Below are 8329 nucleotides of genomic sequence, written 5' to 3'. Positions count from 1 at the left end.
AGCTCGGTGAGCTTGTTCTCGCCCATGCCGGTGATCTCCGTACCGCCCAGGCGCACCGAGCCGGCCGACGGCCGGTCCAGGCCGGCGGCACACTGAAGGAACGTGGACTTGCCCGACCCGGACGGGCCCATCACCGCCGTGAACGAGCCCCGCGGCAGCGTCAGATCGATGCCCGCGAGAGCGTGCACCGCACCCGCCCCACGCCCGTACCGCCGCCGCACACCGCGCAGTTCGACGGCCGGGCCGAGAGCGCCCCGAACCTCCGGCCGGTCTTCCGCCTGCTGTCCTTCGCCGCCGCGCTGCCTCATGTCCGCCCTCTCAGGATCCTTCGAGCCGATGATTCGACCGAGCCGATGCTTTGACGCTACGGATCACGGAGATGACGGGCCATGGCGGCTGCTGGCGGATCCGGGGTGGGGATAACCCGAGGCCGGGGCCCCCGTCGGCGACGAGGACCCCGGCCTCACGCACGGTCATCAGAACGTCGGGCACTGGCCCGGTGGACCCCAGCCGCCGGGAGCCCCCGGCTCAGCGGCCCGTCAGCGCCCGGTCGATCAGCCGCCGTCCGGCGGCGTCCTGGGCGTCCTGCGCCGGGTCGTCCATGCGCAGGCTGAAGGTCGCGCTGGTCGCGGCCCGTGCACCGTCCGGCGTCACCCCGCTCTCGGAGACGGTCCCCAGATGGGTACCGCCGTGGAACCAGATCCCGTCGCGGCGCCCGGCCACCGGCCGCCAGGCGATGCCCAGGCCGTAGCGGACCCCGGGGACCTCGATCCAGTCCTCGGCCGCCACGGTCCGCTTCATCGCGGCGAGCTGGGCGGGGCCCAGCAGCCGTCCGCTCATCAGCGCGCGCAGGAAGACGCCGTGGTCGTGGGTGGTGCTGATGAGCGAGCCGTCCGCCCCGCCGCCGGCCGCCAGCGTCGTGTCCGTCGGCCGGCCGGCTTCCGGGAACCAGGTGTACGCGCGGGCGGTGGGCGCCGGTACGTACGGCGAGGTGCCCGGGGTGTGGGTGTGGCGCAGGCCCAGGGGCCCGATGATCCGGTCGTGGATCTCCTGCGCCCAGGAATGGCCCGTCACCTGTTCGGCGATCAGGCCGGCCACCACGTAGTTGGTGTTGGAGTAGCCGAAGTGCCGTTCGCGCTCTGGATGTACGGCGTTCGGCAGCCAGAGCGGGGGAACGGCCACGGCCGCCTTCAGCTGGTCCTCGGGGGTCGTGCAGCGGAAGCGCGAGCGGCGGTAGCCGGCCGGGGTGAAGGCATCGGCCGTGTCGGGGGAGACGGCGAGATAGTCGTTCAGCCCGCTGGTCTGCCGCAGCAGATTGGCGACCGTGATCCTGCGGCCGTCGTTCCCCTCACTCCGCACCGAGCCGGGCAGCCACCGTTCGACGGTGTCGGTGAGCGTGAGCCGCCCCTCTCCCACCAGTTGGAGCAGGAGCACGGCCGTGAAGGTCTTGGTGTCGCTGCCCAGCCGGTAGTACGCGTCCCAGGGGACCGGACGCGACGCCGCGGTCAGGTCGGCGCGGCCCGCCCGGGCCGTCGTCCGGCCGTCGGCGGTCTGCACCTCGGCCAGGACACCGGTGGCTCCCGTGGCCCGGATCGCGTCCACATCGCGCTGGAGGCGCGCGTGTGAACCGGCGGCCCCGCGCGGCCCGGTTCTTCCCGAAGGGGCGGTGGCGGTCGCGGTGGTGGCGGACGCCCCGGTGAGCAGGGCGGCGGCCGCGGTCGCCAGGCTTGTGCGTCGGCTGATCACCGGACCACCTCGGTCCGGCGGCAGGTCACGTCGGCGGCGGGGAGCGTGCCGGTGCTCAGGTAGTCGACGACGGCCCGGTCGGCGCAGGGGACGGGCGTGAGGCCGTCCAGTCCGCGACCGAACACTCCGTGGGCCCGGATCTCCGCCGTCACCAGGCGTGAACCGGTCAGGCGCCGGTGCAGGGCCAGGGCCCCCTCGTACGGGACGTTGTTGTCGCGTCGGGCCTGGAGCATCAGCGCGGGCACGTGGTTGCCGATCACCGTGGCGGGCTCGCGGGAGGTGCTGGTCCAGAACGCGCACGGCGCCGTCATGCCGTTCACGAGCGGACCGAACACGGGCCGGCTCGCACGGCTGCGTTCCATGTTCCGCCAGTACGTCTCCGGGTCCTTCGGCCAGCCTCCGGCGGGCCAGCCGCTGTCCCCGCACATGAAGAGCGTCCCGCCCAGCATGCTGTCGGCCAGTTCGGGGGAGGCGAGCATGTCCAGCATGGCGGCGAGCTCCGGACCGGGCTCGACCGGCCGGCCCGCGGCGGCGTCGACCAGGTCCTGCACCGTGGAGGCGAGCGCCGGATCGTACTCCTCGTGCTGGATGAACTGCCGCAGCACCAGCCGCAGCAACGGTGCCGTGAGGCGGACACCGGAGACCTCGACCGGTCGCGCCTCCGCCCCGTCGAGCAGCTTCTGGACCCGTGCGCGGACGAGGGCGGGGGTGGTGCCGAGCCGGTAGGTCCCGTCGTACCGCGCGGCCCACCGGGCCCATTCGTCCAGTGCCTCTTCGAGGGGCAGGCCCGCCCGCTGGAAGAGCTGGTACTGGGTGGCGGTGGGATCGGTCGACGAGTCGAGGACGATCCGGTCGGAGCGGCGGGGGAACATCTGGGTGTAGACGGCGCCCAGATCGGCGCCGTACGAGACGCCGTAGTACGACAGCCTGCGCTCGCCCAGCGCAGCGCGGATGGCGTCCATGTCACGGGCGACGTCCTGGGACGTGGCATGGGGCAGGAGCCGGGCGTTGTCGCCGTGCCCCTGGCAGCGGCGCGCCGTGTCCCGGGCATCACGCACGGCGCCGTCGAACTCCGCACGGCGGGACGTGGTGGGACCGGGGGCGGGCGCCGGGGCGGCGGGGTCGCAGACGAGGGGCGTGGACTCGCCCAGGAAGCGCGGGTCGAAGCCGATCAGGTCGTAACGCTCGGCCGCGTCCTTCAACGCGGGCCGCAGGTACAGCGTGTTGGCCAGTCCCGTCCCGCCGGGGCCCCCCGGATTGGACAGCAGGATGCCCCGGCGCTTCCCATGCGCTCCGGTCGCCGCGATCCGCGAGACGGCGATCTCGATCGTCGGGCCGTCGGGGTCGGCGTGATCGAGGGGAACGGTCACCTTCGTGCAGCGTGCGCCCGCGGCGCGCAACTCCGTCTGCTGCGCCGAACAGGGACCCCACACGAGGGGGTGACGGGCCGGGTCGGCGGACGCACGGGGCGGGGCGGACGAGGCGGACGCGGGTATGCCGCCCGCGAGTAAACAGGTCAGGCCGAGCCCCGCGGTGACCAGACGGATGACGCGCATCGTGCTCCTAGGATCGGGTGGGAGGAACCCGCACGACGCTAGGGGCCCGTGTGACCCGGGGACATCGGGCCACCCGGTCGACAGGACCGGGGGGTACCCCCCCGTCGCGTCCCGCGGCGCTCACCCCGCCCCGCCGGCCGCCTTCGCCGCCAGGTAGCGGGCGGGGAACTCCCCGCCCCCGTGCACCGCCAGGTCGGCCCCGTTGATGTACCCGGACAGATCGCCCGCGAGGAACAGACAGGCGCGGGCGACGTCGTCGGGGACCGCCATCCGTCCCATCGGAATGACGCCCGCCACCGCCGTCCCGCCGTCCGGGCCGTAGACAGCCGCCGCGCTCTCGGTACGGATCAGCCCCGTGGTGATGTGGTTGACCCGGACCGCCGGAGCCCACTCCAGGGCCAGCGCCTTGGTGAGGGCCAGCAGCCCGGCCTTGGCCGCCGAGTAGGCCGCTGTCCCCGGCTGCGGGTCCTGGCCGGAGACGCTGCCGATGTTGATGACCGCACCGCCACTGTCCTGGGCCCCCATGACGCGGTGGGCGGCCTGCGCCACGTAGAACGGCGCGAGGAGGTTGAGCGCGACGATCTTCTCCACGAACCGGGGCGAGACGGTGGCCGCGTCGGCGTCCGGGGAGCCGCCCGCGTTGTTGACGAGCACGTCGAGCCGGCCGAAGCGTTCGACCGCCGCATCCACCAACGAGGACGCCGCCGCCGGATCCCGCACATCGGCCGGGAGGAACACCGCCTGGCGGCTCCCGGACGCAGGCAGCGTCCGAGGGGCGTTGCGGCCGCAGACGACGACGTCCGCCCCGGCGCACAGGAACGCCCCGGCGATGGCGGCACCGATTCCCTTGGTGCCGCCGGTGACCAGCACCACGCGCCCCGTGAAGTCCAACGGGCTGCCGGTGTCCATGGGTTGCACCCCTCTCTCCGTCTGCTGGGGCCCGCTCACCGGGCGGCCAGCCCGAGCCCGGCAGCGAGCCGCGCCCGATGGTGTGAGGGCGGCCCGAACAGCTCGCCCGCCCCGTGCGCCCGCTTGAAGTAGCGGTGCGCGTCGTGCTCCCAGGTGATCCCGATCCCGCCGTGCAGCTGGATCATCTCGCCGGCCACCGCCGAGAACGCCTCGGAGCAGACCGACTTCGCGACGGCGGCGGCCCGCGGCAGCGCACCCGGGTCCTCGTCGGCGGCGAAAGCGGCACCGAGCGCCGCCGAACGCGCCGACTCCACCAGGACGTAGGCGTCGGCAAGCCGGTGCTTGACCGCCTGGAACGAGCCGATGGGCCGCCCGAACTGCACCCGGGTCCTGGCGTATGCGACGGTGAGCTCCAGGCAGCGTTCGGCGGCGCCCACCTGCTCCGCGGCGAGTGCCGTGCACGCCAGGTCCCGGACGTGCTCCAGGGCCCGCCCGCCGTCGCCGTCCGCACCCAGCAGGCGGCCCTCGGCGCCATCCAGCACCCACCGGGCCTGGGCCCGGGTCTCGTCCATGGTGACGACGGGTTCCCGGCGCACCCCGGCGCCATCGGGAGCCACCTCGAAGAGGGACACTCCGTGTGCCGTACGGGCCGCGACGACCAGCACGTCCACGCCGGGCCGGTCCAGCACGTACTCCTTGGTGCCGGTGATCAGCCGGCCGCCACCCGGCTGTGCCACCGCCTCGGCGCGTACCGCCTCCTGGTCCCAGGAGCCCTGCTCGGCCCAGGCCAGGGTGCCCACCGAAGTGCCCTCGGCCAGTCCGGGCAGCAGCCGCCCGCACGCCTCCTCGTCACCGGAGGCGAGCAGGGCCCCGACCGTGAGCACCGAGGAGCCGAGGCACGGCAGCGGGCTCAGGCTCCGGCCCAGCTCCTCCATCAGCACATGGACATCACGGGCGCCGCCGCCCGCCCCGCCGTACTCCTCCGGCACGGCCAGACCGGTCGCACCGATCTGTGTGGCCAACGGGGCCCATGCGGCGTCGGCTTGATGCTGTGTCAAGACCGACCGCACGGCCGACCGCAGCTCGTCCTGTTCCTGCGTGAGTCTCATCGGGCTGCTCCCATGACACGGGCCCGGCAGGCGGCCGGGGTGCCCCACGCGTCGCGCAGGGGCAGGGCCTTGCGGATCCACAGCGACAGGTCGAGTTCGTCGGTGTAGCCGACGGCCCCGTGCAGTTGGAGGGCCGTGCGCGCCGCCGCGTACGCGGCCTCGCCCGCCGTGACCTTGGCCGCGGCGATGTCGCGGCCCGCCCCGTCGTCGCCGGCGGCGAGCGCGAGCGCGGCGCCGTGCACCAGCGGCCCGGCGAACTCCAGGGCCAGCAGGGTGTCGGCGAGCCGGTGCTTGACCGCCTGGAAGGAGCCGATCGCCACCCCGAACTGGGTGCGCTGCGTGACGTATGCGACGGTACGGGCAAGCAGGGTCCGGCCCGCCCCGAGTGCCTGGGCCGCCGTGGCGAGCGTGGCCACATCGGCCGCGTACCCGGCGGCGGACGTCACCGCCGGGCCCTGGGCGAGGACGGTCCCGCCGGGCGGCCGTGACAGCCGTCGCGCGGGGTCGGCCGAAGGCTGCACCGGCCCGGACGCGGTGGCGAGGCGCAGGGTGTCCCCGTCCACCACGAGCACGGCGTCCGCCGCGTCGGCGTCCAGGGCGTACGGGCCGAGGGAGGTCAGGCAGAGGGACACGACCGACTTCCCGGAGGCGATGCCGGGCAGCCGGTCCGAGGCGAGCCGGTCGTCGCCGAGCCGCTCCAGCAGGGCTGCCGCGGCGACCGTCTCCACCAGCGGCCCGGGGACGGCGTGCCGTCCCAGCGCCTCGAAGGCCAGGGTGAGTTCCAGGGGCAGCGGTCCGACCCCCTCGTGCTTCTCCGGGACCGCGAGGGCGAACACCCCGGCGTCGGCCAGCCTCGCCCAGACGGCACGCCCGGGGCCGTGGTCCCCGGCCGCCCAGGACCGTACGACGGCCGGGGTGTCGCAGGAGGTGAGCAGAGCGTCGAGGGAGCGGGCGAAGTCCCGCTGCTCGGCGTCCAGGAGGAAACGCATCAGCGGCGCCCCTTCGGCAGGCCGAGCAGCCGCTCGGCGACGATGTCGCGCTGGATCTCGTTGGTGCCCGCGTAGACGGGACCGGCCAGCGAGAAGGTGTAGCCCTCGGACCAGCTGCCGTGGTCCGGCGATTCCATGGCGTGGTCGGCGAGTTCGCCGTACGGGCCGAGCAGGTCGAGTGCCGTCTCGTGCAGGGCGATGTCCAGCTCGGACCAGTAGATCTTGTTGAGGCTGGAGGCGGCCCCGGGCCCGCCCTCCCCGTGCAGGATCCGCGAGGCCCCCGCGTAGCTGAACAGCTGGTAGGCCCGCGCCCCGATCACCGCGTCGGCGACCCGGTCGCGCAGGGCCGTGTCCGCCGGGTCGCCGTACTCGTGCCACAGGGCGGTCAGCCGGTCCGCGGCCGCCGTGAACCGGCCCGGGCTGCGCAGGGTGAGCCCGCGCTCGTTGCCGGTGGTGCTCATCGCGACCCGCCAGCCCTGGCCGGGTTCCCCGATCACGTCCTCGTCCGGCACGAACACCTCGTCCAGGAAGAGTTCGGCGAAGGCGGGCTTCCCGTCGAGCCGCCCGATGGGCCGCACGGTCACGCCCTCGGCGTCCAGCGGGAACATCAGGTACGTGAGCCCCCGGTGCGGCCGGTCCGCGTCGGGGTCGCTGCGGAACAGGCCGAAGGCCCGGTCGGCGAAGGCGGCCCGGGAGGACCAGGTCTTCTGGCCGCTGAGCAGCCAGCCGCCCTCGGTCCGTACGGCTGTCGACTTCAGCGACGCCAGATCCGAGCCGGACTCCGGCTCGGACCAGGCCTGCGCCCAGATGACCTCACCGCGCGCCATCGCCGGGAGCACCCGGGCCCGCTGCTCGGCGGTGCCGTGCTCGAAGAGGGTCGGGGCCAGCAGATTGATGCCGTTCTGGCTGACCCGGCCGGGCGCCCCGGCCGCGTAGTACTCCTCCTCGAAGATCATCCAGCGCAGCAGAGAACTCCCGCGCCCGCCGGACTCCTCGGGCCAGGAGACCACCGACCAGCGGTCGGCGGCCAGGACCGCCTCCCACGCCCGGTGCGCGGCGAAGCCCTCGGCTGTCTCCAGCGACGGCAGGGGAGCGGCCGGGACGTGGGCGGCCAGCCACTCGCGTACCTCCGTACGGAACGCCTCGTCGGCCGCGTCGAAATCGAGGTCCATCAGCCGCCCGCCTTCTTCATCGCCCGGATGTCCATGCCGCCGAGCGCGTCCGGCGCGGTCTCCGCGTTGTGCGCGTGCGCCAGGTGGTGCAGGCCGAACACCGAGTCCATTCCCGTGTGCATGCCCTGGAGGTCCTCGGCCTGGTTGACCGCGCGCTTCGTGAGCGCCAGTCCCATGCGCGGCATCTCCGCGATCTTCAGCGCCAGCTCCTCCGTACGGGCGGCCAGTTCCTCCCGGGGGACGACCCGGTTGACCATGCCGACCTCGTACGCGCGCTGTGCGCTCATCCGGTCACCGGTGAAGAGGAACTCCTTGGCGATCCGCGGCGGCATCACCCACGGGTGGGCGAAGTACTCGACGCCGGGGATGCCCATCCGGACCACCGGATCGGCGAAGAACGCGTCCTGGGAGGCCACGATCAGGTCGCACACCCAGGCCAGCATCAGACCGCCCGCCACACACGCCCCCTGCACGGACGCGATCACCGGCTTGGGCAGCTCCCGCCAGCGGCGGCACATCCCCAGATACACCTCGGACTCGCGCGCGAAGCGGCTCTCCGCGCCCTCCTTGTCCGAGTGGTCCCACCACAGTCCCGCCCGGCGCTCGAACGGCAGATGCGCGTCCCGCTCGGGGGTCCCGATGTCGTGGCCGGCGGAGAAGTGCTTCCCCGCCCCGGCCAGCACGACCGTCTTCACCTCGCCGTCGTCGGCCGCGCGGTAGAACGCCCGGTCCAGGGCGTAGGTCATCGCGGAGTTCTGCGCGTTGCGGTAGTCGGGCCGGTTCATGGTCACGGTCGCGACCGGGCCCCGCTTCTCGTAGCGCACCGGTTCGTCATGGGCAGCGGACAT

At 73.9% G+C, this 8329-nt stretch carries 8 protein-coding genes; all 8 read right to left on the bottom strand.

The window, feature by feature from the left end:
* On the bottom strand, window positions 1–308 hold a 308-nt coding region (locus ACFYPA_RS22615), incomplete at its 3' end, for an ATP-binding cassette domain-containing protein (protein ID WP_389133811.1).
* Between the two features lie 220 nt (window positions 309–528).
* Window positions 529–1746 (bottom strand): serine hydrolase domain-containing protein, encoded by a 1218-nt coding sequence (locus ACFYPA_RS22610; protein WP_359083676.1) that lies wholly within the window; start codon window positions 1744–1746, stop codon window positions 529–531.
* Window positions 1743–3302 (bottom strand): alpha/beta hydrolase, encoded by a 1560-nt coding sequence (locus ACFYPA_RS22605; protein WP_389133808.1) that lies wholly within the window; start codon window positions 3300–3302, stop codon window positions 1743–1745. Before ACFYPA_RS22605 ends, ACFYPA_RS22610 begins: the two co-directional genes overlap by 4 nt.
* Window positions 3303–3422: 120 nt before the next feature.
* Window positions 3423–4211, bottom strand: a complete 789-nt coding sequence (locus ACFYPA_RS22600) for an SDR family oxidoreductase (RefSeq protein WP_389133805.1) — start codon at window positions 4209–4211, stop codon at window positions 3423–3425.
* Window positions 4212–4246: 35 nt separating this feature from the next.
* Window positions 4247–5320, bottom strand: a complete 1074-nt coding sequence (locus ACFYPA_RS22595) for an acyl-CoA dehydrogenase family protein (protein WP_359083672.1) — start codon at window positions 5318–5320, stop codon at window positions 4247–4249.
* Window positions 5317–6309: an acyl-CoA dehydrogenase family protein gene (locus ACFYPA_RS22590; RefSeq protein WP_389133802.1), complete on the bottom strand. Its 993-nt coding sequence runs from the start codon at window positions 6307–6309 to the stop codon at window positions 5317–5319. Before ACFYPA_RS22590 ends, ACFYPA_RS22595 begins: the two co-directional genes overlap by 4 nt.
* Complete coding sequence (locus ACFYPA_RS22585; protein ID WP_359083670.1) at window positions 6309–7481, bottom strand: acyl-CoA dehydrogenase family protein; 1173 nt, start codon at window positions 7479–7481, stop codon at window positions 6309–6311. The genes ACFYPA_RS22590 and ACFYPA_RS22585 overlap by 1 nt, the downstream gene beginning before the upstream one ends.
* Entirely contained in the window at window positions 7481–8329 is an 849-nt protein-coding gene (locus ACFYPA_RS22580) for an enoyl-CoA hydratase (RefSeq protein ID WP_359083668.1), read from the bottom strand. Before ACFYPA_RS22580 ends, ACFYPA_RS22585 begins: the two co-directional genes overlap by 1 nt.

Origin of the sequence: Streptomyces sp. NPDC005775, from assembly GCF_042871565.1 — a bacterium.
Lineage (GTDB): Bacteria > Actinomycetota > Actinomycetes > Streptomycetales > Streptomycetaceae > Streptomyces.
Note: the sequence above shows the minus strand (reverse complement) of the source record. Positions and strands in the feature narration are given on the sequence as shown.